General features: G+C 59.3%; 7 protein-coding genes. All 7 read right to left on the reverse strand.

What is annotated here, in order from left to right:
* Positions 1–2: 2 nt before the first annotated feature.
* The 7 genes from BW967_RS10195 to ptsP all read right to left on the reverse strand — a co-directional run bounded on the left by BW967_RS10195 (position 3) and on the right by ptsP (position 24,326).
* On the reverse strand, positions 3–1,838 hold the full coding sequence (locus tag BW967_RS10195; RefSeq protein ID WP_076484962.1) for a right-handed parallel beta-helix repeat-containing protein: 1,836 nt from the start codon (positions 1,836–1,838) through the stop codon (positions 3–5).
* Between the two features lie 269 nt (positions 1,839–2,107).
* Positions 2,108–15,277: an Ig-like domain-containing protein gene (locus tag BW967_RS10200; RefSeq protein ID WP_076484963.1), complete on the reverse strand. Its 13,170-nt coding sequence runs from the start codon at positions 15,275–15,277 to the stop codon at positions 2,108–2,110.
* Positions 15,278–15,547: 270 nt separating this feature from the next.
* Positions 15,548–16,339, reverse strand: coding sequence for a pyruvate formate-lyase-activating protein (pflA, locus tag BW967_RS10205; protein WP_076484964.1), 792 nt, complete (start codon positions 16,337–16,339; stop codon positions 15,548–15,550).
* A gap of 8 nt (positions 16,340–16,347) precedes the next feature.
* Complete coding sequence (pflB, locus tag BW967_RS10210; protein WP_083952128.1) at positions 16,348–18,615, reverse strand: formate C-acetyltransferase; 2,268 nt, start codon at positions 18,613–18,615, stop codon at positions 16,348–16,350.
* A 509-nt stretch (positions 18,616–19,124) separates the two neighbouring features.
* Complete coding sequence (locus tag BW967_RS10215) at positions 19,125–20,861, reverse strand: PTS fructose-like transporter subunit IIB (RefSeq protein WP_076484965.1); 1,737 nt, start codon at positions 20,859–20,861, stop codon at positions 19,125–19,127.
* A 26-nt stretch (positions 20,862–20,887) separates the two neighbouring features.
* The gene (gene pfkB, locus BW967_RS10220) at positions 20,888–21,832 is read right to left on the reverse strand and encodes a 1-phosphofructokinase (protein WP_076484966.1); all 945 of its coding nucleotides are present in this window, start codon (positions 21,830–21,832) and stop codon (positions 20,888–20,890) included.
* Positions 21,833–21,842: 10 nt separating this feature from the next.
* Positions 21,843–24,326 (reverse strand): phosphoenolpyruvate--protein phosphotransferase, encoded by a 2,484-nt coding sequence (gene ptsP, locus BW967_RS10225; RefSeq protein WP_076484967.1) that lies wholly within the window; start codon positions 24,324–24,326, stop codon positions 21,843–21,845.
* Between the last annotated feature and the right edge of the window lie 37 nt (positions 24,327–24,363).

Consider the following 24,363-nt stretch of genomic DNA (forward strand, 5'->3'; position numbering starts at 1 on the left):
GGTCAGCCAAAGGCAAATAAAAAGGCGAGGCTATCAAGACCATCATCATCAATGCGGATCACATCTTCCCCGGCGGCATCTCCATATTGCGCCGAGAGGTCGATATAGGTTCGCCCCCCGGACACCCGGATCAAGGCATCTCCATTATCCAAAATGCCGTTCGCATTGGTGTCGAGATCGGTGAAACTGTCGATCAACTCACCAAAGCCCGTGAGCACGATCCGGTCGCCGTCGCGGGCATCAAAATCTGTCAACCGCTCAGAACTGAACGCCAAATCTGCAGTGAACACAAAGGCATCTGCGCCGCCGCCGCCCTTGAGCGTATCGGACCCGGCGCTCGCAATCAGCGTGTCGTCCCCCGCCCCACCTTCCAGCGTGTCGGAACTCTCTCCGCCATCAAGCAGATCATCGCCATTATCGCCGCGCAAAAGATCTGAGCCGTCTCCGCCTTCAAGCGTGTCGTCATCATCGCCGCCTTCAAGGCGATCATTGCCGTCATCGCCTTGCAAGAGGTCATTGCCATCGGCACCTTTAAGCGTATCGGCCCCGCCGCCACCGGCGATCATATCCGCGCCGTTTTCGCCCTCAAGCCGGTCCCGCCCGTTGTCGCCAAGGATGGTATCATCGCCCTCCCCGCCGCGGATCGTGTCATCCCCGCTGCCGCCGGAGATCAAATCATCGCCTTTTTCACCCTCAATCTTGTCATTGCCGCCAAGACCTTCGATCACATCGGCCTCATCGGTGCCGCGCAAATCATCTGAATTCCCGGTCCCCGTGATGGGCGCAACCTCCACCGGATCAGGGGCGCTTACGGGGGCCTGATCGGCGACCGTCGTGACGGCCGCTGTTGTCTCGGTCCAGTCTTCGTAGGCCTGCCCAGCCTCGGCATCGGTCCAAATCACCGCCTGCTCAGAACGATCGATCAGCCAACCCTCCGGGATCGCATTGCCGACAAAGCCAATATCGGTTGCATACCACGTCTCGTGATACAGGCTGGAATCGTCGATTTTCACCACCGCATTGGTGCCTGACATAGTATTGCCGGAAACCAAAACCCCTTGTGCCCCAATCACCCGCAGCGCCGCATTGCCACTGTCTGTGATGGTGTTTCCGTCCAAAAGCACATTGCCTGCTTCCCACTGACTGCCACTGTCAAAGAAGCCGGGGGGATAGTGTTGCTCGGCCGTGTAGCCGCCGACCTCAATCGCCGTATGGCCCGCGCCCGTGATGGTATTGCCGCGCAAAATCAGATCGGTGGAACCGCCCTTGAGCATGATCCCAATATAGGGGCTATCGGTGATCGTGTTGTTCTCAATCACAACACGGTTGGCCCCAACGCAGTCTATCCCGGCCTCGGTCGGGCCGCCACCGGTGATCACATTGCCGCTGAGCGTGACATCTTCAGCTTTTGAAAGCTTGATCCCGTCGCCCGCCCCGCGTTCGATGAGACAATCCGCAATCACCACATTGGAGGCGAAATTGGTCCCGCTGTCTGTGCCATGGACATGCACGACCTGCCGGGTCGAATCATCGCTGCCCACCAGCACGAAACCGGAAACCTCAATATAGTCGGCCCCGGCGATCTCCAGCGTATCTGCCGCCGCATCGGCGGGCCGGATCAGCGCCGCACCTTGGCCATCTGCAGACACAAGCTTGATCGGAGCCCCTTCCGCACCGCTGTTCCGAAAGGTCACGTTTTCAATATATTCGCCCGCACCAACCAAGATCGTATCGCCCGGTTGCGCCGCATCCACCGCCGCTTGGATGGTGGCAAAGGGGCGCGCCGCACTGCCGTCGCCCCCCTCGGCGGCAGCGGCGGAAACATAGATATCAGACATGGCACGACTTTCTGTTCGGGCAATTTGAGGGCGCAAGGCGATTAACGAAGTTTAACAAATATGTGGATTACATGCGCCTTTCCTGAGCTTTTGCTGGCAAAAAAGATGAGCGCCGCCCGTCAAAAAGCGCTAAGGCACTAGAATGATCGCGGAGAAGGCACCTGCAAGGAACCATAGGCAATTGCCCTTTTCTCAAGCAGGCAATCGCACAAAATTGGGGCGCAGGTCCCGAAACCCGCGCCCCCAAAGCACCAAGACACTGACCAACGTCAGATAATATCAATCTCGAACGGGGTGATGATGGTGGTGAATTCCTCTTCCGGAATCTCGATATCATCGAGTTGGAACAGAATGAACTCATCCTCATCAAAGCCCATGCCGCCCGGCAGATTGAGGTTGTTTACGATATTGGTGGCCACTTCCTGAACGATCTCGGCCGCGAAATCGAAGGGCAATTCGATCAGCGCCTCATCGAACAGCGACGTCACATCCAGCGAGCCATCCTCATTCAATTCATGCTCGCCCAGCGCGGCAAGGGCATATTCGGTCGAGAATTCTACCGTCCTGCCATCTTCGCCAACGGTAAAGGCCCCCGACAGATCGACACCAAGGAAGGTGAAGTTCGGATCGATATCCAGTTTCAGGCGATATTCATAATCTACATCGCCCGAGAAGTGATATTCGGCCGTCCCCGCAACCGTATCGCCAGCAACACCGCTCGGCGCGAGTGTGACTTCCTCGCCCAAAGCGGCTTCGGTGCTCACATCGCCCAAGGTATAGGTCACGGTCACTTCATCCGGATCAAATTTCGCGATCTGGATCAGCTCCAGCCCTGCCGAAAGCTCTGCCGTGAACAGATCAAAGCCAAGCTCCATATTCATCTCGGCGCCATGGGCCACGTCTTTCAAGAAGCCGCCGATATCCGAAAGCGCTGTATCGACAAATCTTCCGACATCGAAGCCTAACAAATCATTCACAAAACCCGTAACATCTTCGATAAACTCACGCAGCGACGACACGCCTGTTTGCAGCGAATCTATTGCCGAATCCACGCTTTTAAGCAGCGCCAGCGGACCAGCAACAGCCCATTCAAGGAACGGCCCAGCGACCGCAATATGTGGCACGCCTTCAAGAACCTTTATCAGCCCTTCGATCGTGCTGCCTGCACCTTGCAAGATCCCTTTAACAACCTCAAGAACGCTATCTATGCCCGATTCGGCTGCTTCCAGCAGGTCGGAAACAAATTCACGGACAACCTGCGCCGGAGCCGCAAGCAAAGTTTCAATCACGTCGAAGGCACCGCCCAAAGCCTGCTGCGCGGCGTCAATGATCGCGTCGATCGTATCCAGCGTCTGATCGGTCGAAAGATGCGTCAGCGGCGTGTAGATATTGCCCGGGATCACGGAATCGATGGTTTCACCAAAGGCGTTGATCCCATCAAAAAGCCCGTTCACCGTGGCGGTCACCAATTCCGCTGGCTGCACGGCAACATCCCAGCGGAAGCCATCTTCCAGTGTGGCCATGTATTCCCGTTGCATCGCCATTGAGGTGAGCAAGGACTGCGCCGGGCTCATCGTCGTTCCGGCGCCTGTTCCTGTCACGTCGGACACACCCATGATCGCCTTCACGAAGAAATCCATGATCCCTTCTTGAACGCCCTCGAGGTCAACATCGACATCAATCAACCGTGTGACCTGCCGCACTTCGATCTGTTGCAGACCATCACGGTCATCGGTGTCACGCCCATCTGCCGTGTCAGCAAAGCCCTCGATTTGCTCGGCATTTCCGATCGGCGCAGCGACGGCAACCGAAATTCCTTCAATCGGGGAAATACCGGTACCACTTAGGATCGACACCAGCGTATCGGCTTTCACGTCAAGTTCTTTGGCATCAATCACACCAAAGACAGCTTCAGCGGTGACCTCCACAGGTTCGCCATCTTCGTCGCTGAGGATAAAGACCCCGGCGCCATCGTCGCGATAGTCGTCAAACTCATTGAACATCGCGCGGCGACCAAGGTTCCAGATATCGCGCGCACTGGCCGTAGCCCCTGCGATAGCGATGTCGTCCCCGACATTTTCGCCATTTTCAGACAGTGTCGTAATCAGGTTCAAAGTCTCGTCAAAGACTTTGGCAGCATCCCCGCTGTCGATAGCGCTCAGCAAGGGGGCAAAGTCCACATCGCCAGAGAACAACCCCTCGATCATATTGCCGATATCGAGCGCCAACAGCGTGCTGGCGATTTTGTTGATATCGACCGGCAGTTCGACGCCGCTTGCTTCCATGATCGTTTCAAGGCTGTCGAGCAGGAATTCTTTCACTGTTTCGAGCGATTCCCCCAGATCGAAGGTGCGATCAAGCGACAGCGCCCCCGACACAACCCCATCAAGATCGAGATCAAGGAAATCGCTGGACGCGAGCGACAGACCGATATTGCTGATCTGCGTATTGGGCAGAGCAAAGCCCGCTTGCACCGCAAAACGGCCAAGCCCAATCCCCTCGGTCGTCGTGGTTGGCGATTGGCTGACCAGATTGCCCGAGGATAGCCGCACGGCAACACCTTCGGCCGCTTCTTCGGGCGTGCTCAGTTCAAGCGTCACCGGCTGGCTGATATTGGTCTTACCAAGCGTCGGCAGGTCGATATCCCAGCCGAACTCAAGGTCCAGCCCCAATTGCGCGTCAAAGACCGGGGTGAAGGTCAGCGGCCCCAGATCCAGTGGCAAGAACTGATCCACAAAGCTGGCAGCCTCGGCCACACCATCAATCACCGTTTGCGAGAAATCTTCGAGCGCGCCATTGGGCGGATCGACATCTTCAACATCGAAGGTCAGGTTGCCATCGGCGTCAATCGACAGCGTGAAGAGCTTGTTGATGTCGATCAGCGTAAAGTCGAGCAGACTATCCAGATCAATCCCGGCCATCGCCCCGATTTGCTCGATGAAATAGGTCGCCACATCGACCCCGCCATATTGGCGGAAGGTGCCGCTGACTTGCGTGATGACAGAGTCAACCGGATCCGTGATTTCGATGGGCGCGGTGGCCCCCGTGACGGTGACCGTCACCGTTGATGTGTCAATACCGCCATGGCCATCCGTCACACTATAGCTCAGAACGGTGTCGCGGGTTTCGCCGGGGGCGAGGTCGCCAAAGGCATTGTTCGGCGCAAAGCTGAAGCTGCCATCCGTATTGAGGGTGAAAATGCCTCCAGCGCTGCCTGCAAAAGTCCCCGCTGCGACACCGGGCAAATCGCCCATGTCCGGATCAGCGCCATTGGCCAAAAGCCCCGCTGCAGCCCCTACGCTCAATGTGCGGTGCGCGCTTGTCGCATAGCCTTCATCGCCATCTTCGGGATTATCATTCTCCCCGGTAATGACCACGCGCAAGGCCCCCTCTGCCGTTGCACCAAGCGCATCGGCCAAAGTGTAGCTCAGGCTGTCTTCGGCGCTCTCCCCTTCACCAAGCCAGGCGAAGGCCCCATTAGGATCATAGGCAAAGCTGCCGTCGGCCTGCAGCACCACGAGTGCGCCCGAGGCCAACAAGACCGGCATACCAATCGCCGCAACATTTCCATTCAACGCCTGGATGGACAGCGTATCCCCCAGATCCGGGTCGGTGTCGTTCGCCAACAGATCCCCGCTGATCGCGATGTTTTGGTCCGTCATGTCGCTGTCATCACCAGCCACCGGCGCATCATTCACACCGACAACGGTCACCCAAAGCTGCCCTTCGGCTTCGGCCCCCGCCTCATCGGCGACCACATAGGTGACCAAAACGCGTTGTTCGTCCCCTGCCCCCAAGGCGACAAAGCGATCTTCGGGATCAAGCGTCACCACGCCATCAGCCAAGCTCACCCCGATTTCGTCAGACGAAACCGAAATCACATGCAAAGCATCGCCATCGGGATCAAGGTCATTGACCAAAAGGTCCGCAATATCGAGCGTCGCATCAGCCAACACACGCGCAGCATCCGCACGTGTCACCGGCGCGTTATTGGTACCATCAATGAAGAGTGACAGATCATCAAAGACCAATCTTTCGACGTCATGCAGCCAGTCGGTGCCGCCAGGCCCATCCAAGCGCCAAGTGTTTGCATTGATCTGCGTCAGCGCCGTATCGAAAACAGAACCCGCGACCACAGCCGTATCGGTTCCGTCACCGCCATGGACCACGTCATCGGCAACGCTTAGAGCAACGGTTTCATCGCCCCAATTCAACCAAATCCCGCGGACATCGCGCAGCTCGGCCAAGGTCGACAGATCGGCACTCCCGCCCGCGTCAACAAGCAGACGCGCGCCATTCGCGGCAAGAAGTTCCACGTCCTCGAAAACCGTGCCCGTGATGTTCAGATCATTCCACCAGAAGCGGAAAGAGGCGTCGTTCTGCACAACGTCAAAGCCCGTGCCACCGATGATCGTATCACCGCGCAGGTCGGTCCCCGCCGCGAAGAAGGTATCATCTCCTCCCTGCCCATCGACATAGTCGGCGCCTTCTCCGGCTTCGATCTCATCCGCACTTTGCGTGCCAATGATCGTTTCAGCACCGCGATCACCGCGAATACGGATCACACCATCCGTTTCAAGAACGGAAGCAAGATCAAGCACACCATCGCGCGCAAGTTCAATACGCCCGCCCTGCATTTCGAGCCGCTCGATATCGGTGATCGTTGCATGATCAAAGGTAACGGAGTTCCCACGCCAATCGTTGCGCAGCACGTCCCAACCGGCGCCACCGTCAAGCACGTCATTTGCGGCAGCGCGATTGAAGCCGATCAACGTATCATCGCCCTCGCCGCCGATCACGGTGTCATCGTCCCAACCGCCATCCAGCCAATCGTTTCCAGAGCCGCCAAGCAACTGGTCGGAACCGCGTTCGCCCGCTAGCAGATCATCGCCCGCCATCCCGGCCAAAACATCATCGCCAAAACCGCCGTAGATCGCATCATCTTGCTGCGACCCGGTGATGCTCTCATCACCGCGATCCCCAAGGATCGCTGCAACCCCCTGCACAAGGCCAATGCTCGAAAGGTCCAAGAACCCATCACGGTTGACCTGAATTCTGCCGCCCCGCAGGTCAAGCTCCTCGATCGAGGCAAATTCCGCCTCACCCAGTAGCAAATCCCCCCGACGGCGCGCGCTTTGGATCAGGTCATAGCCTTCGACGCCCTCAAACAGGGTCAAGAAGCCATCGCTATAGTTCAGCGAGAAGACATCATCGCCCGCTGTACCTTGCACGGTGTCTTCAGGTTCTGGGTCAACGGTAATTTGCACCACCGCCTGCGCCGTACCACCATGCCCATCCGACACCTCGTAGGAGAAGCTGTCTTCGCCATGGTAATTGGCATCGGGCCGATAAATCAGCGTGCCGCCCGGCCCCGCGCTGACGGTGCCATGCGCGGCAGCGGCCACAACGGTTGCCGTAAGCGCATCCCCATCAACATCCGTATCATTGGCAAGCACATCAATGGTCACAGAGCCGTCTTCGGCGACCAGCACCTGATCGTCAGAGGCCACGGGAGCATCGTTTTCACCGACAACAGTGATCGTGAGCCGCGAGGTCACAACACCATCCACCCCGTCAGACACCTGTACATCGGCGGTCACATCGACCGTTTCCCCCGCCGCGAGGTATTCAAAGCCACCATCCGGATCAAAGGCCAGTTCGGTCGACGAAATCTGCGTAAGTTGCCCCGCACTAGGCTGCGTGAACCCGGTGATCGTGACCGTTTCGCCGTCCACCTCAATGTCATTCAACGTGACATCAAGGCTGGCGGTGCCGTTTTCGGACACGGTCAACACATCATCGGCGGCGCGCACTATATCGCCTATCGGCGTCACGGTGACCGTCGCTGTTCCCTCGGCGGTCGCCCCTTGCGGATCGGCCACGGTGTAAGTGATGACGGTCGTCCCATTGAAATCGGCAGCGGGCCGGAACGTCACCAGCCCCTCTGCGCTGACCTCGACAGCGCCGTCGGGGCAAGTTGCAGCCACCACGATCAGATGCCCGGCATCGGCGGTATCAACATCGCTGTCATTCGCGGCCGGATCAAAGGAGAGCGTACCATCCTCGGCCATTGTTGCGGCATCCGCAATCGCGACCGGCGCGTCATTCACGCCGACAATGGTCAGTTCTGCCTCGCGCACCTCGGGCGTACCATCGGCCTCTGTCACCGTGAAGCGGAAGGTTTGGGTCGTTTCTTCCCCTTCATTTAGCGCCTCAAAATCCCCCTCTGCATCAAAGATAACGGTGCCGTTGGCACCAACGGCCATCGCACCACCGCCGTCAAGCGGCATCAGCCGCCCGATATTCGCAGCGCTGCCCTCAACCTTCGCAAGCGCTTCGGTCAGGGCATCAATCAGCGCAGTACCAGAGACTTGCAGCCCCGGCGCGGCCGAGAAGCGCAGTGCGGTGCTATCAATCGCACCGCCGATCTCCACTTGGAAGTTGCTGACCACCTGCGTGAAACGATCCGCGCCGATCTCAACATCCTCAAGCGTGAAGAGCCGGATTTCGTTGTAATCAAGGTCGGTCGTCTGCCCGGCGAGTTCGCCAAAGCTTTCGCGGATTTCATCGACGACCACATTCGCCACATCTTCAAACAGGCCGAAGGGCAGTTCAAGCAGAGCATCGTCAAAGGCTTCGCCAAAGTTCAGCGAGCCCAAATCTTCAAGCGTGAAATCGTCGGTGAGCTTGATCGCGGCATAGTCGAAATCCAGATCGTAATTGGCAGATCCGTCGCCAACACCAAGCGAACCGGCAATATCAAAGCCGTACAATTCAAGTGTCGGAGCAATATCAAGCCGCAGGATATAATCGTAATCTACCGCGCCTGAGAAACTATAGGCCACCTCGCCATTGAGCACATCGCCCGGAGCCCCGGCGGCCAAGAATTGCGCCGCTTCATCATAGCTGCCCGTCACCTCGACGCCGTCAATCATATAGGTGACCTGCACCTCATCGGGGTCGAACCGCGCCACCTGTACAAGGTCGATACCTGCCTCAATCACGAAATCGATCAGATCGAAATCGGTGCTCAGTTGCAGGTCAATCCCGCGCGCCAAATCTTTGACGAAATCGGCAAAGGTATTGATCCCGAGTTCGATATCGTCGCCAACTTGGGCAAAGTAATCACGCGCACCTTTGACGATGTCGCGGATGAAAACTTCAATATTTGAAATGGCCTCTGGGCCAGCCTCGGCGATATCCAAGAGATTGTCGAAGATGCTGAGGACGGGGCTAAGCCCCACATCGATATGGAACACATCAGCGGCTGTATTCACCAGCCAGCGCAAGGTATTGATGATCCCCGTCATCCCGGCGGCCGCGATGTCCCCAATACCACCAAGCGTCTCAATGATCGCCTGCGAGGTCGGATCGTTCGCAATGAAGTCGAACACCTCCGAAGCAGCCCCAGTGATTCCCTTCAACAAGGTCACTAGGTCCTGCGCAAAACCATCAATGATCGTATCGAGCGAGGTCTCAAGTTGCTCCGCCGTGATTTCCGCGATCATCGGGATCGCATTGCTGCCAGACAATCCGAGCGAGCCATTGATCGCACCGGCGACGCTGTTCAAAAGACCGCCAACCCCATTGGTGAGTTCGGCAACCAATTCGGTCTGCTTGATTTCCGCGCTTAAAGTGAACCCTTCTTCGGCGGTTTTCTGCGCCTCTTCGGACATGATCAGAGCCGCATTGGCCGCGATATTCGCGCCAATAATGATCGGGATCAGTTCGGGCTGCGCCTTCGCGGCTTCAAGCCCCGCCTCGGTCGCTTTATCAAGCGCAATCCGCACCACCGCAGGAGCGAATTTTTCATAATCGAAGCTGACACCCGCCAAGCGGGTGATCTGCGTCACCTCGATCTCGCTGGTGCCTGCACGAGCGGTTGTATCGACGGTGCCTTCGCCGTCATTCACGAAACCCTCAATGTCGTCAACGTTGCCAATCGGCAGATCGGCGGTCAGCGTCAGACCTTCGATGGGTGTGAAGCCATCCACCGTCAACAGCTGGCGCAAAGTACCAACGGCCCCATCAATCCCCGTGGTCTCGATCACCACATTGACCAGATCCGCCGTGACATGAATCGTCTCGCCCTCGGGCGTTTCAAGCGTGAAGAGCCCACGCCCATCCGCATCCCAAATGTCGAAATCATTGAAACGCGCACGGTCACTCAGGGCTTGCAACTCAGAGGGTTTCAACTCTGCGCCGCCCACGTTGTAAGTCGTGGCGGCATTGCTCGCGACGATCCCAACGGCCTTTTGAATGTATCGGCCAAGTGCCGTGATCGTGGCGCTGGACGGATCATTGACGAAATCCGAAACGAGCTTGAAGAACTCGGGAATCCCTGCCTCAATCAGCCCGTCGAGCACATCTTCGAAAGATAGCGAAATCTCCGACACCATACCGGCGCCATCTTCGTCAACGCCCAAGGCCGCAAGCAGATTGAACTCGTGGTTCAGGCCAACAAAGCCTTCTGCCAGCCCATCAATATCCAATCCAAGGAAATCTTGCGTCCCGAACGAAAGCCCCACGTTGGAGACGGTCAAATCGGTCAGCCCATAGCCCGCATCAATGGTGATGTCGCCAATGCCGACGGTTTGCAGCACCGTGGTGGGCGAAAGCGAGACCAGATTGTCAGACCAAAGCACAAAATTCTGCCATGCCTGCACCGGGCTATCGGGCACCAAAAGATCAATCTCAATCGGTTGGAAGATCGCCGTGCGCCCAAGCGAGGGCAGATCAATATCCCACCCGAGCTTCGCCATGATCGTCGCATCAATCTCAAACGTCGGACCGAAATAGACCGGCGTAATTGGCGCGGTTAGGATCGGATTGGCAAAGCCTGTAAGATAATCCGCAGCGGCATCCAACTCCGCGCCAAAGCCAGAAAGCATTGCCGTGCTATCGGGGTTGTTGTCGGTGATATCGACGTTCAACCCCGTATCTGGGCCATAACTGACTTGGATCCGGGTATCAATGTCGATCAGGTCCATATCCAGCAAGCTCGCCAGATCAAAATCGACACTGTCATCAAGCCGGGCGAACAGCTCACCCAGCACATCGACGCCACCCATCTGTTCGAACGTGCCCGAGATCGCAATCCGGGTCATTTCGCTTTCATCGGGCAGATCGGCCGGATCAACGTTTTCACTCCCGTAGCTCGAAGGCGTCACAAGGACGCTGAGCACGGCAGTGTCCGTGCCCCCATGGCCATCGGAAACCGTATATTCCATCGAGGTGAGGCGGCTTTCCCCCAAGGCCAGATCATCGAAATCTTGCCCGGCCTCAAACCGCCATGCGCCATCGGCCATGAGCGCGAAAGTGCCCCCCGCGCTGCCCGTGGTGGTGAACCCCTGCCTCGCCACAAGCACGCCAGCTTCTAGAATGAAGAAGGTTTCTTCCACGCCACCGGACACACCAGAGACGACAAGTTGATCGCCTGCATCAATATCTGTGTCATTGGACAGAACCCCATCCGCGGCCACTTCGATGCTGCCGCGCGCGGTGGTGGTGAAACCATCGTCATCGGCGGCGTCCGGGGCATCGTTCAATCCGGCAATATGCAGGCTCAGCGTGGCAGTGCTGGTTGCGCCATGTGCATCGGCCACCGTGTAAGTGACGGTTTCCACAGCTTCTTGCCCCACACCAAGGCTTTGATAGCCCGGTCCGGCGGTGAAGGTAAAAGTGCCATCGGCAGCTAGGTCCAAAACGGCACCCGAGGCAAAGCCGCGCGTGAACCCTTCGGCCGTGGTCGTCCCCCCCTCGAGCCCCGCAATCTGCAGGGCATCACCGGTGTCGATGTCGGTGTCATTGGTGAGCAAATTGCCTGAGGCCAAAGTGCCTTCGGCCAGATCCGCCCGATCATCCACTGCCACCGGTGCATCATTGGCGCCCAGTACAGTGACCGTCACCGCAACCGACACAGTCTGCCCCGCAGCATCCGAAAGCTGATAGGTCATCGTATCTTCTGCGCTTTGCCCCGCGCCCAGTGTCTCAAAGGCCCCGTTGGGGTTAAGCGTGATCGCGCTGCCATCAAACGCGGCGGTGACCCATGTCCCGCCCGAGACACAGGTAATCGCAATCGGCCCACCGCCAATGTCAAAATCATTGGCAAGGAACTGATCAACGGCAAAGCTCTGCGCGGCATCTTCGCCAATCGTCACGGCATCTGGCGCACCGAAAGGCAGATTGTCCCGCCCATCAAGGAACAAGGTGTAGTCATCAAAGCGCAGTTCCTCGACGCCATAAAGCTGGTCGCGCCCCCCTTCGAGGCTTTCGACGATCGCCCGCCCCCGACCGATATTCGAGATCGAAGCATCCGTCACCGAACCAGAGATTAAAACCACATCCCAGCCATGCCCGGCATCAATGAGATCATCCCCACGCGATCCGCCAATGACTTCATTGCGATGGGTACCGAGAATCCCACGCACATCACGCAGCGTCTCAACGCTACGCAAATCAAGCGCGCCATTGCTGACACGGATCCAACCACCACGGGCGTCGATCTCTTCCACGCCTTCAAAGCTTGCGCCCGTCAGGTCGAGGTAGCCGCCGCGCTTGGCATTGCGCACGATGTCATAACCTGCACCGCCAGAAACCGTGTCGTCCCGCCCGTCACACCCAGCCACAAGGAACTGATCGTCCCCCGCGCCGCCATCAAGAGCATCGGCCCCTTCGCCGCCAACAAGCGTGTCGGCGCCTTCGCCGCCGCTCAGCGTATCGGCACCTTTCTCCCCATAGAGATGGTCATCACCGCCCGCACCGAACACCTGATCGTCGCCGCGATCCGCCCAGATCGCATCGTCTTGCTGCGACCCGGTGATCGTTTCGTTGCCGCGGTCCGCTTCGATCCTTCGGGCATTCACCAACTGGCCAAGGGTAGAGAGGTCCATCGCCCCATCGCGATCGACAACAATCACACCATTTTGGGCATCGAGCGTTTCAATGTTGTCAAAAACCGTCCCGGTCAGGTTCAGTTTGTCCCAGATGCGCCCTGCGTTGACGACCGTATCGGTGCCACCTCCCCCGTAAAAACCCGCCATGCGCCCATCAGTGCCGCGGATTTCGAACGTGTCATCCCCCTCCGTGCCCTCATAAATGATTTCCGGGCGCGACAGGATATTGATCTGAACGCTATTGGTATCCGTGCCACCCTGTCCGTCAGAAATTGTGTAGCTGATCACTTCGGGGCCGAAATAGTCCGCCTCCGGCGTGTAGCGCACTTGGCCATCCGCGGTGATTTCTGCCACACCATGCAGCGCCTCCACCGCGATGATCGTCAGCGCGTCGCCATCGACATCGGTGTCATTGCCCGCAAAATCAAAGACCGCGGTGCTATCTTCCTGCATCTCCTGATCTGGGTCAGCCACGGCAACGGGGGCATCATTGACCGGGGTGACATGGATCGTCAGCGTAGCTGTATCTGAAAGCGCCCCATCACGCGCGGTTAGGGTCAGCACTTCGGTGCCGTTCGCGTTTGCATCCGGCGTATAAGTGAAGCTGCCATCCTCAGACAGATTGAGCGTCCCAAAGGCAGGTTCCGACCCAGCGGCCAGCTCCCAAGTTACCACATCCCCATCCGCATCTTGCGCTGTAAGCTGGCCGTTGATGACAGTATCTTCCGGCCCACCAAGGGTTAGATCATCAGCCACAGGGGTATCATCTTGCGGCGCAATGGTGAGTGAGACCGTCCCCGGGATGGTACTTGTCCCGTCGCTGACCTCATAGCTGAAGCTATCCATACCATTGGCGTTTGCGTCCGGGGTATAGATGAAGCTGCCGTCGGGATTGAGTTCAAGGCTGCCCAAACTAGGCAGGGTGGTCACGCTGTAAACCAGCACATCCCCATCGGCATCCGTCGCGCTCAGCTGCCCAGCAAGGCTGCCATCTTCAATCAGCGAGAAACTCTCAGCCGGAACCACCGGCGCATCTTCCACCGGGCGTACGGTGATCGTCGCCGTCCCATAGCTCGGCAAGCCAGCCGCCCCGGTTACAACAAAAGTGAATCCGTCTTCGCCATCAAAGTCCGCGTCCGGCGTGTAACGATAGTGACCATCTGCCGACACCTCGACCGTGCCATGTGTCGGCGCGCCCCCTGCTGCCAATGCAAATGCCAGCGTCCCACCATTCGGATCAAACGCATCAAGCCGCCCTGAAAGCGCCGCATCTTCATCTGTTGTACCGGTTTCATTGATCACCGTCGGGGGCGTGGCGGTCGCCGAAATGGTCACCACCGCCGTTGCCGTGACGACCGAGAACCCATCGCTCACGGTATAAGTAAAGCTATCGGTTCCGGAAAAACCCGCATAGGGCACATAGTCAAAGCTACCATCTGCCTGCAGGGTCAGCGTGCCACGCGAGGGCCCGGTTTCCTTGGCGAAGTTGAGCGTATCGTGATCGACATCAGATGCCAAAAGCTGGCCATTCAGCGTACCATTGCGGCTCACGGCAAAGCTGGTATCTGGCGCGACCGGCGCCGTGTTAAACGCAACCTGCAAACCACCAAGATCGACACTAAGCGCCCCGCCTGAGCCGCTTGCACCATCATCGCTGTAGCTGGCCGAAATCGTTCCCGCAGTGCCACTTGTGTCAGTATAGATCACCGCATCAGCTCGCGACAGGAAACTGTTCAAGGCGGCAAGCGTCCCTGTAAGGATCAGCGCCTCAGAACCATCGCCGGTCACCGTCAGAGCTGAGGCATCACCGCCAATGCTCAACGTTCCCGCGCCGGGTGTTGCGTTCAGCGTCAGCGTCCCAACCGAGGCGCTCGTCGCATCCACATCGGCCAGTTCAATCCCCGACAGATCAAGGCCAACCGAGCCGCCACGCAACATCGCCGCATCGCCAAGCAAATCGGTGCCCACATTCGTCGGGGCATCATTGATACCGGTAACCTCGACCGTCACCTCTGCCGAGGTTACGCCGCCCTCGCTATCGGACACAGTGTAGGTGAACCGGTCTGTCCCGACAAAATTTTCATTCGGAGTGTAGGTGTAGTTCCCACCTGCTAAAATGCTCGCCGTGCCGCTGCTGGGGGCTCGATCAAGGGCAAAACTGAAAGCGTTCCCTTCAACATCCGTGGCGGTCAACAGGCCAGAGATTGCAACCTCTTCAGCCGTCGTGCGCGCGACAGACGACGTTTCCGGCGCGTCATTCACCGAGGCAACATTCAGGTAGATCGTGTAGCGCGCAGCTTCGTCGCTACCGTCCAGAACCCGATACGTAAATGTATCTTCACCGTAGTAATCTGCACTCGGAGTATACGTGTACTTACCGCCTTCGATCTTTAGAACACCATGCGATGTGGTGCTGAGAAGCTCAAAAACCGGGGCCGCGACATCGCTCGGCTTTAGCAACGCAGACGTGACCTCGAGGTCCTCATAGAGGTCGGCTTCAAAACGAAGGGTGGCGGCATTAAATTCAATTTCACCATTGGACATGGCTTGGCGCTCCACAGAATGGCTGTTCTAAAACACTTCAGTGGGCGCGCATTTATGCCTAAACTTTAGTCAAATTTGCTCATTTTCGCAATATTTTTTCAAAAAGCTTACCCCAAGGAACTTTATCGAACCCAATGGCGCAAATTTCGCTTTGGCGCGCAGGGGGGAGAACTGCATGGACGCGCAGAAATTCTCCCGTCAGTCATGGCGCATAAGTGATCCTAACCGGGCCTTACGCACACGGTTTACGAAACTGTCGAAAGGGTGCCTTCAGCAGGCTGCGAGCCCGCGTGCGCGAAAAATCTCGCGCGCCGCGTCCGCCGCATCGGGCGTTGGCGTTGGGGTGTTTTCCAGATGGTAGGTCATCCCCAACTGCGCCCATTTCGATTGGCCCAATTGGTGGAACGGCAGAACCTCGACCATCTCGACCGAGGAGCCGAGCCCGGCAACGTAATCCGCCATCCGAGCGATCTCGTCAGCGGCATCGGTCCAGCCGGGCACCAGCACATAGCGGATACGCATCTGCTTGCCGAGCCGCACCATCCGCTCGGCACAATCAAGCGTCGGTTGGAGCGCCTGCGCGGTTAGCGCCTGATGGCGCGCGGGGTCGATATGCTTGATATCAAGCATGACAAGGTCGATCGGGTCGAACCAATCATCTGCCACACGGTCATGCAGATGGCCTTGCGTATCTAGCGCGATATGCAGGCCATATTTTTCCTTGATCGCGCGTGCGGTCGCGTTGACGAATTCGGCCTGCATCATCGGCTCGCCGCCCGAAAAGGTGACCCCGCCCGCGAATTTCAAGAACCGCGCCAGATGCCCCACTTCGCCCAGAAGATCATCGACCGAGACCCGGCGCCCGTTGTGCAGCTTCCACGTATCGGGGTTGTGGCAGTAAAGGCACCGGAACTGACAGCCCGACAAAAAGAACACAAAGCGCATGCCGGGGCCATCCACCGCCGCCCCCGATTCGAGCGAGTGCAAGAAGCCATGACACGCGGCATCATGCGGGTCGCAAAGCGGCGGCTCGAATTGGGTCTGCGGCAGGGGGGCAGTCATCGTCTCTCTTACATGCTGGCGTGGAAGGTGCGGCTGATCACGTCAAGCTGCTGGGCACGGTTCAGCTTGACGAAGTTCACCGCATAGCCCGACACGCGAACGGTGAGCTGCGGATAGGCTTCGGGGTGCTCCATCGCGTCTTCCAGCGTTTCGCGCGTCAACATGTTGACGTTGACGTGGAAGCCTTCAGCCGCACAGAAACCATCCAAGCAATTGGCAAGGTTCGCCACCTGCTCGGCCTCGGTATGGCCCATCGCGCCGGGGGTGGCGCTGGCGGTCCAAGAAATCCCATCAAGCGCGGCGGCATAGGGCAGTTTCGAGACCGAAGCACCCGCAGCCACAAAACCTTTCTTGTCACGCCCGTTCATCGGGTTGGCGCCCGGCGCGAAAGGCTCGCCTGCGCGGCGGCCATCGGGGGTGTTGCCGGTTTTCTTGCCATAGACCACGTTCGAGGTGATCGTCAGGATCGACTGCGTCGGCACCGAGTTGCGGTAGAAATAGGGCTGGCCCGAGACCTTTTTCATGAAGGTTTCGGCAACCCAGACCGCGATGTCATCCACCCGGTCATCATCATTGCCAAAGGCCGGGTAATCCCCCTCAATCGCGAAATCGACGGCCAAGCCTTCCTCGTTGCGGATCACTTTGACCTTGGCGTTTTTGATCGCCGAAAGCGAATCCGCAACGATCGACAGCCCGGCAATCCCGGTCGCCATCGTGCGCAGAATATCGCGGTCATGCAGCGCCATTTCGATCCGCTCATAGGCGTATTTGTCGTGCATGTAGTGGATTGCGTTCAGCGCTTTGACATAGGTCCGCGCCAGCCAATCCATCGCCAGATCAAACTTTGCAACGACTTCGTCATAGTCCAGCACATCGGCGCTGATCGGGGTCAGGCCCTTGGCAACCTGAACTCCCGATTTCTCGTCCACCCCGCCGTTGATCGCGTAAAGAAGCGCCTTGGCAAGGTTGGCACGCGCGCCGAAGAACTGCATCTGCTTGCCGATCCGCATCGCCGACACACAGCAGGCAATGCCGTAATCATCGCTCCATTTCGGGCGCATGATATCGTCGTTTTCATATTGGATCGCCGAAGTGTCTTTCGACACTTTCGCGCAGAAATCTTTGAAGCCGCGCGGCAGGTTGACCGACCAAAGCACGGTCAGGTTCGGTTCCGGCGCCGGGCCGAGGTTGTAGAGCGTTTGCAGCACGCGGAACGAGGTTTTGGAAACCAGCGTCCGGCCATCTTCGCCCATGCCGCCAATCGCTTCGGTGACCCAAGTGGGGTCGCCCGAGAAAAGTTGGTCATAATCGGGCGTGCGCAGGAAGCGGATGATGCGCAGCTTGATCACCAGATCGTCGATCAACTCTTGCGCGCCCACTTCATCCAGACGGCCCGCCGCAAAATCGCGTTCGATGTAGATATCAAGGAACGTGGAGATCCGGCCAATCGACATGGCCGCACCGTTTTGTTCCTTCACCGCTGCCAGATAGCCAAAATAAGTGGCCTGCACCGCTTCGCGCGCCGTGGTGGCCGGGCCAGAAAGATCAACGCCATATTTCTTCGCCATCTCGCGCAACTCTTCCAGCGCGCGGAATTGCTCAGACAGTTCTTCGCGCAGGCGCAGCGTGTCTTCATCAAAGACCGCATCATCAAGTTCGCGGAACTCGGCCAGTTTCGCGGCTTTCAGCGTGTCGATGCCGTAAAGCGCCACGCGGCGATAGTCGCCAATGATCCGGCCCCGGCCATAGGCATCGGGCAACCCAGTGATGATGCCCGATTTCCGCGCAGCGAGGATGTCGGGAGAATAGGTGTCAAAGACGCCTTGGTTGTGGCTCTTGCGGTATTTCGTCCAAATCTCGGACACGGTCGCATCGGGTTCAAACCCATAGGCCTTAAGGCCCGTTTCCACCATCCGCAGCCCGCCATTGGGCATGATCGCGCGTTTGAGCGGTGCATCGGTTTGCAAGCCAACGATCAGTTCATTCTCGCGGTCGATATAGCCCGCATCATGCGCGGTAATGCTCGAGGGGCGGTCGGCCGACACATCCAGCACGCCCTTTTCGCGCTCCAGCTTCAAAAGCGCCGCAATGTCGTCCCAGAGTTTTTTGGTCCGCGCCGTCGGCCCCGCCAAGAACCCGGCATCACCTTCAAACGGGGTGTAGTTTTCTTGGATGAAGCCGCGCACATCAATGCTCGTGCGCCAGTTCCCTGCCGAGAAGCCCTCCCAAGGATCGATCATGGAGGGGCTGATCGAAGTATCGGTGAAGGCATTCATTTGGCAGTCCTTTCCAGCCGGGCGGCATGCGCCCGTTACGGCCTGAGCGGTCGGTGAGAGGGGAAGGTCGTGCCGAAGAGCCAATCGTGGCAGTGACTGCTCTGAGGAACTCGAGGGAAAGACCTTCAGATACCATTTTGGTAACTTAAACAGACCAGTGAAGCAAGAATTCTTGACCCAGGGTCATTCAATATAATTGCGAAAATTCAAAAGGTTAGACCTGAACGCGGGGCGGGGTTGCGGTTACGGAATGACAAGAATGTTACCAATCCCCGCCTGAAGACGTAAGAATGTAATCTGCCAGAATAATCTTTTGCGCAGGACCCCACCTGCGACAGATCGTTGCGAGACCAATCGCCCCGCTATCCCTTTGTCGGCGCACAAAAAAACGGCGATTTTAGAGGGATTCTCAGACCTTTGACACATGCCGGGGCGCAGTTTGCGCCGCGCCCCGCCCGTCTGGTCCTTGGCCCTAAGGACCGTCTGGTCTCGTGAGTGGTTTGCAGGATTTACGCGGTTGCCGCGACACCGTCCCGCAGCGGTTTTTTCAGCACGATCAACATGCCCGTGGTGACAAGCGTGCCGGCCAGAACCGAAGCCGCATAGGCACCCAGATGGGTCACAGCATTCGGGATGGCGAGCACGAAGATACCGCCATGCGGGGCCATGAGTTGGCAGCCAAGCACCATCGAGAGCGCACCCGCCACAGCCGAGCCCACGATGATCGAGGGGATCACGCGCGCCGGGTCTTTCGCGGCAAAGGGGATCGCACCTTCGGTGATGAAGGACAGACCCAGCACCGCAGCAGCGCCACCGGCTTCACGTTCTTCCGGCGCAAAGCGGTTCTTCGCAACCAAGGTGGCAAGCGCAAGGCCAAGCGGCGGGGTCATGCCAGCGGCCATCACGGCGGCCATCGGTGCATAGGTGTCAGAGGTCAAAAGGCCCACGGCAAAGGTGTAAGCGGCTTTGTTGATCGGCCCGCCCATATCAACGGCCATCATGCCGCCAAGGATCAGCCCCAGCACCACGGCATTGGTCGTGCCCAGCCCTTGCAGGAACGAGGTCATCGCGGCCAAGATCGCGGCGACAGGTTCGCCCACCACATAGACCATGATCAGACCCGTGATCAGCGTCGAGAGCAGCGGCAAAATCAAAACGGGTTTGAGCCCTTCGAGCGTGCGCGGCAGCTTGATCGCGTCGCGCAGCCAGCGCGCCACATAGCCCGCCAAGAAGCCCGCAACGATCCCGCCCAAGAAACCGGCGTTGAGGTTCACGGCGAGCATCCCGCCAATCAGGCCGGGCGTCAGGCCGGGACGGTCGGCGATTGAATAGGCGATATAACCCGCAAGGATCGGCACCATCAGCTTGAAGGCGGCCCCGCCGCCAATCGACATCAGCGCCGCCGCCAACGTGCCTTCTTCTTCAAAGGCTTTGATACCGAACACGAACGAAAGCGCGATCAGCAGACCACCCGCCACAACGAGCGGCAGCATGTAAGACACGCCGGTCAGCAGGTGCTGATAGGGGCCGGTGCGGGCCGCAGCACGTTTCGCTTTGAGCGCATCAACCGTATCAGCTAGGTTTTGGCCCAGCACTTCGCCTTCGGCCACAGCCGCATCAAGCACTTTGGCTGCGCCTTTCACAGCCGCACCAACCGAGGTTTTGTAGACCTTCTTACCACCAAAGCGGGCGTCATCGACATGGGTATCGGCCGCGATCACCACGAGGTCCGCGCCCGCAACTTGTTCATCGGTCAGCGTGTTTTGCGAGCCAACCGAGCCTTGCGTTTCAACCGCAATTTCCCAACCGCGCGCGGTGGCGGCTTTCTTCAGGGCGTCCGCCGCCATGAAAGTGTGGGCAATACCGGTCGGGCAAGAGGTGATCGCCACCACCTTCAACGTACCGGGGGTTGCTGGATTTGCCATTTGCGAGCTCTCCTCTCCTGCAAGGGCTAGGGCCGCGTCGATCTGCGCCGCCGTCTGGGTGATGGCGCGGCTCGGCGTGGTCCGGTAAACGGGTTTGTCGGTGAAGCGGGCCTCATCGACATGAATATCGGCGGCAATCACCACAACATCGGCGGCCGCGATCTCGGCGGGCTGCAACGCGTCTTGCACGCCTTGCGAACTTTGCCGCTCGACGCGGATGTCATGGCCTTTTTGCGCAGCGGTGGCGCTCAGCGCTTCGGCTGCCATATGGGTATGCGCGATGCCTGTGGGGCAGGCCGTCACGGCAACGATCTTCGACATGGGATCCTCCCGAATGACGCGCAGGCTCAGCCCAGCGCGGTAATTTCAACATCCCGCGCCAGCGCGTCGATGCGCGCAATCGCGGGCAGGCGCGGGCCAATTTCACCGAGCGCGCCCAAGGAAAAGGCGGTGGCAATCCGCGCCATCTCGGCCAAATCAAGGCCGAGCGTGGCGGCATGAATGAGGCCTGCGACCATCGCATCGCCCGCGCCCACGGTAGAGGCTACGGTGATGCGCGGCGGACGGGCGTGCACCGCCTCATCGCCGCGCACCAGCACGGCCCCAGCCGCCCCCATAGAAACAGACACAAGCCCAACGCCTTGCGCGACCAGATCGCGCGCCGCGCTTTGCACATCCGCAAGCGTGGTCAATTCGCGCCCAAGATAAGCGCCCAACTCTTCGGCATTGGGTTTGACGATATCGGGGCAAGCCGCCAAAGCGGGCCCAAGCGGCGCGCCCGATGTATCGAGCGCCACCTTCACGCCACCCGCGCGAGCTTGCAGCGCCAAGCGCGCATAGCTGTCTGCGCCAAGCCCTGCGGGCAAGCTGCCGCAAAGCCCCACCCAAGTGAGCCCCCGCGCCATCAACCCCGCCAAGGTGCCAGAAACAGAAGCCAGTTCCTCAGGCCCCGCCTGCACACCGGGCAGGTTCACATCGGTCACCTGATCCAAAACCGGGTCGACGATTTTCACATTGGTCCGCGTCGCGCCGTCGCAGCGTGTGCAGGCATCGCGGATGCCCGCTTGTTCAAAATGGCGCGCAAAGATCGCGTCATTCTCGCGCCCCAAAAGCCCCGCCACCGCCGTGGCATGGCCAAAATGCGCAAGGAAGGAGGCCACATTGACCCCTTTGCCCCCCGCATCAACCTGCACCGCTTCGACGCGGTTCACGGCATCCACCGTAAAGCGCGGCACGGTCACGGTCTGGTCGATCGCGGAATTAAGCGAAACAGTGGCAATGGTCGGCTGCATCTTCGCCTCCTTACGCCAGCGCCCGCACGGTCGCGGCATCGGCCGCCGCCAAGGCGCGTTCCGCCAAGGCGCGGTTTTCCGCCATCGGCGCGCGGCGCAGCACGGCTTTCACACCCGCCACAGAGGGGATCGAGACGCTCAACTCCTGCACGCCAAGGCCCGAAAGGATGCGCGCGCCCAGCGGGTCGCCCGCGATGCCGCCACAAGCGCCCACCCAAATGCCCGCCGCATCGGCGGCACGCACGGTTTGGTCGATGAGCCGCAACACGGCCGGGTGCAAACCATCGGCTTGCTTGGCCAAAACCGGGTGCATCCGGTCCATCGCCAGCGCGTATTGGGTGAGGTCATTGGTGCCGATTGAGAAGAAATCGACCTTCTCGGCCAGTTCGCGCGCCATCATCACCGCCGAGGGGATCTCGATCATGATGCCCATTTCGACGGGCGCGGCACGCACCTCTGCCCGCACCTCTTCGGCAATGCGCAGGGCCGCCTCAAGCTCAGAGACCATCGCAATCATCGGGAACATGATCCGCACCGGCCCATGCGCCGATGCCCGGAAGATCGCGCGCAGTTGCGTGCGGAAAATGTCTTCATGCGAGAGGCAAAAACGAATGCCGCGCTCGCCTAGGAACGGGTTTTCCTCGACCGGCATGCGCAGATAGGGGATTTCCTTATCGCCGCCCACATCGAGCGTGCGGATGATGATCGGCAGGCCGTTCATCGCGCCCAGCATGGCGGAATAAATCTCCACTTGCTCGTCTTCGCTCGGCGGGGCTTCGCGGTTCACAAACAGAAACTCGGTGCGCAACAGGCCCACGCCTTCGGCCCCAGCTTCCACCGCCGCATGGGCCTCGGCCACGTCAGAGATATTGGCGACCACTTCCACGCGCGCGCCATCGGGGCTGAGCGCGGGCTTATAGCGCTCGCGCGCTTCCACATCACGCTCAGCAGCTAAAGCTTCCATCGCCGCCTTGGCACGGGCGATGTCTGCCTCAGAAGGCGCGGCAACCAAAACGCCCGCCGCCCCATCCAAAAGCGCAGGCGTGCCGGTGGGCAGATCAAGCACTGCGGCCCCTGCCCCCACCACGGCGGGGATATCTAGCGAACGCGCAATGATAGATGTGTGCGAGGTCGGCCCGCCCGCCGCAGTGCAAAGCCCTCGCACCAGTTCCGGGTCAAGCCGCGCAGTATCAGACGGCGTCAGATCATCCGCCACAAGGATGCACGGCGCGGTGGGCAAATGCGCCTCGGCGCTTTTCACTTCGCCCAGTTCTTGCAACACGCGCAGCCCGGCATCGCGCAGATCAATCGCGCGGCCCGCAAGCACCGTGTCTTTCATCGCGGCGAGCATATCGGCGCGTTCGGTGTAAACAGCATGCCACGCAAAAGCCGCGCTGCGACCTTGGTCGATCAGCGCCTCAGCGGCGGCGCGCATTTCCGGGTCTTCCAAGAACTCCTGATGCGCGCGGAAGATCGCGGCCCGCGCGGGGCCAGATTTCTTCCACACCTCGTCATGCAGCTCTTCTAACTGATGCCAAGCGGTTTTCAGCGCGGCTTCCAGCGCGGCCCGCTCGATGCCTGCATCCGCGCCATTCTCGGCAAACGTCACTTCATCACGGGCAAATTTAAAGACGGGAGCGATGGCAAAACCGGGCGAGGAGGAAACGCCGGGGAGGAGACGGCCCTCATACGCGCTTTGGGTGGCCATCGCCCCCGTCAGACCGGGCGCAGTGGCTTCGGGGGCCGCCGCACCGGTGTCTTCTTCCTTTTCCAAACCTTCCGCGAAAGCCGCTTGCAGTGCAGCCAGCGCCGCCTCTGCCTGTGGGCCTTCGGCGCTGATGCGCAAAGCCGCGCCCTGCGCCGCGCCAAGGTTCAGAAGGGAAATCAAGCTTTTTGCATTGCCGGTCTTGGCGCCATGACGCACTCGGATCTCGGCATCAAAGCCTTTGGCAATTTCAACAATCGTGGTGGCGGGGCGGGCGTGCAGCCCATGCGCGCCATCGACCACGGCATCAAAGCCTTGGGCGAAATCTTCCACCGCAGGCTGGGGCGCTGCGGCGGGCATTTCCGCCCCCGTGAGCCGCGCGACAATCACCGCCGGATCGGTGGTGGTCGCCAAACGCTCGGCTTCTGCCTCATCCCCCAACACATCGGTGAGGTTGCTCAGCACTTGTAGGTGTTCATCAGATTTCGCGGCAATCGCCACAACCAGCCGCGCGCGGTCGCCCGGCCCCCATTCCACACCGCCGGGCAATTGCACCACGGCAATGGCGGTATCCAAGATCAGGTCGCGGTCTTTGGGCAGGCCATGCGGAATCGCGATTCCATTGCCCAAGAACGTATTGGCGACGGCCTCGCGGCCCATCATGCTGGCACCATAACGCGGGTCGATCTTGCCCGCTGCCGTCAACAAATCCACCGCCTGCGCAATCGCATCGGCCTTGTCGGTCGCGGTCTTGCCAATCGCCACGAGTTCGCTTGTCAGGGGTATCATGGTTCCTCCTTGGCACGCTCTGTGCGATGCTCTTGAC

This window comes from Rhodobacter aestuarii (assembly GCF_900156655.1).
Taxonomy (GTDB): domain Bacteria; phylum Pseudomonadota; class Alphaproteobacteria; order Rhodobacterales; family Rhodobacteraceae; genus Rhodobacter; species Rhodobacter aestuarii.

Coding starts and splice junctions, on each gene's coding strand:
- BW967_RS10195 (WP_076484962.1), bottom strand. CDS start 1,838: ATGTCTGATATCTATGTTTCCGCCGCTGCCGCCGAGGGGGGCGACGGC.
- BW967_RS10200 (WP_076484963.1), bottom strand. CDS start 15,277: ATGTCCAATGGTGAAATTGAATTTAATGCCGCCACCCTTCGTTTTGAA.
- pflA (WP_076484964.1), bottom strand. CDS start 16,339: ATGACTGCCCCCCTGCCGCAGACCCAATTCGAGCCGCCGCTTTGCGAC.
- pflB (WP_083952128.1), bottom strand. CDS start 18,615: ATGAATGCCTTCACCGATACTTCGATCAGCCCCTCCATGATCGATCCT.
- BW967_RS10215 (WP_076484965.1), bottom strand. CDS start 20,861: ATGTCGAAGATCGTTGCCGTGACGGCCTGCCCCACAGGCATCGCGCAT.
- pfkB (WP_076484966.1), bottom strand. CDS start 21,832: ATGCAGCCGACCATTGCCACTGTTTCGCTTAATTCCGCGATCGACCAG.
- ptsP (WP_076484967.1), bottom strand. CDS start 24,326: ATGATACCCCTGACAAGCGAACTCGTGGCGATTGGCAAGACCGCGACC.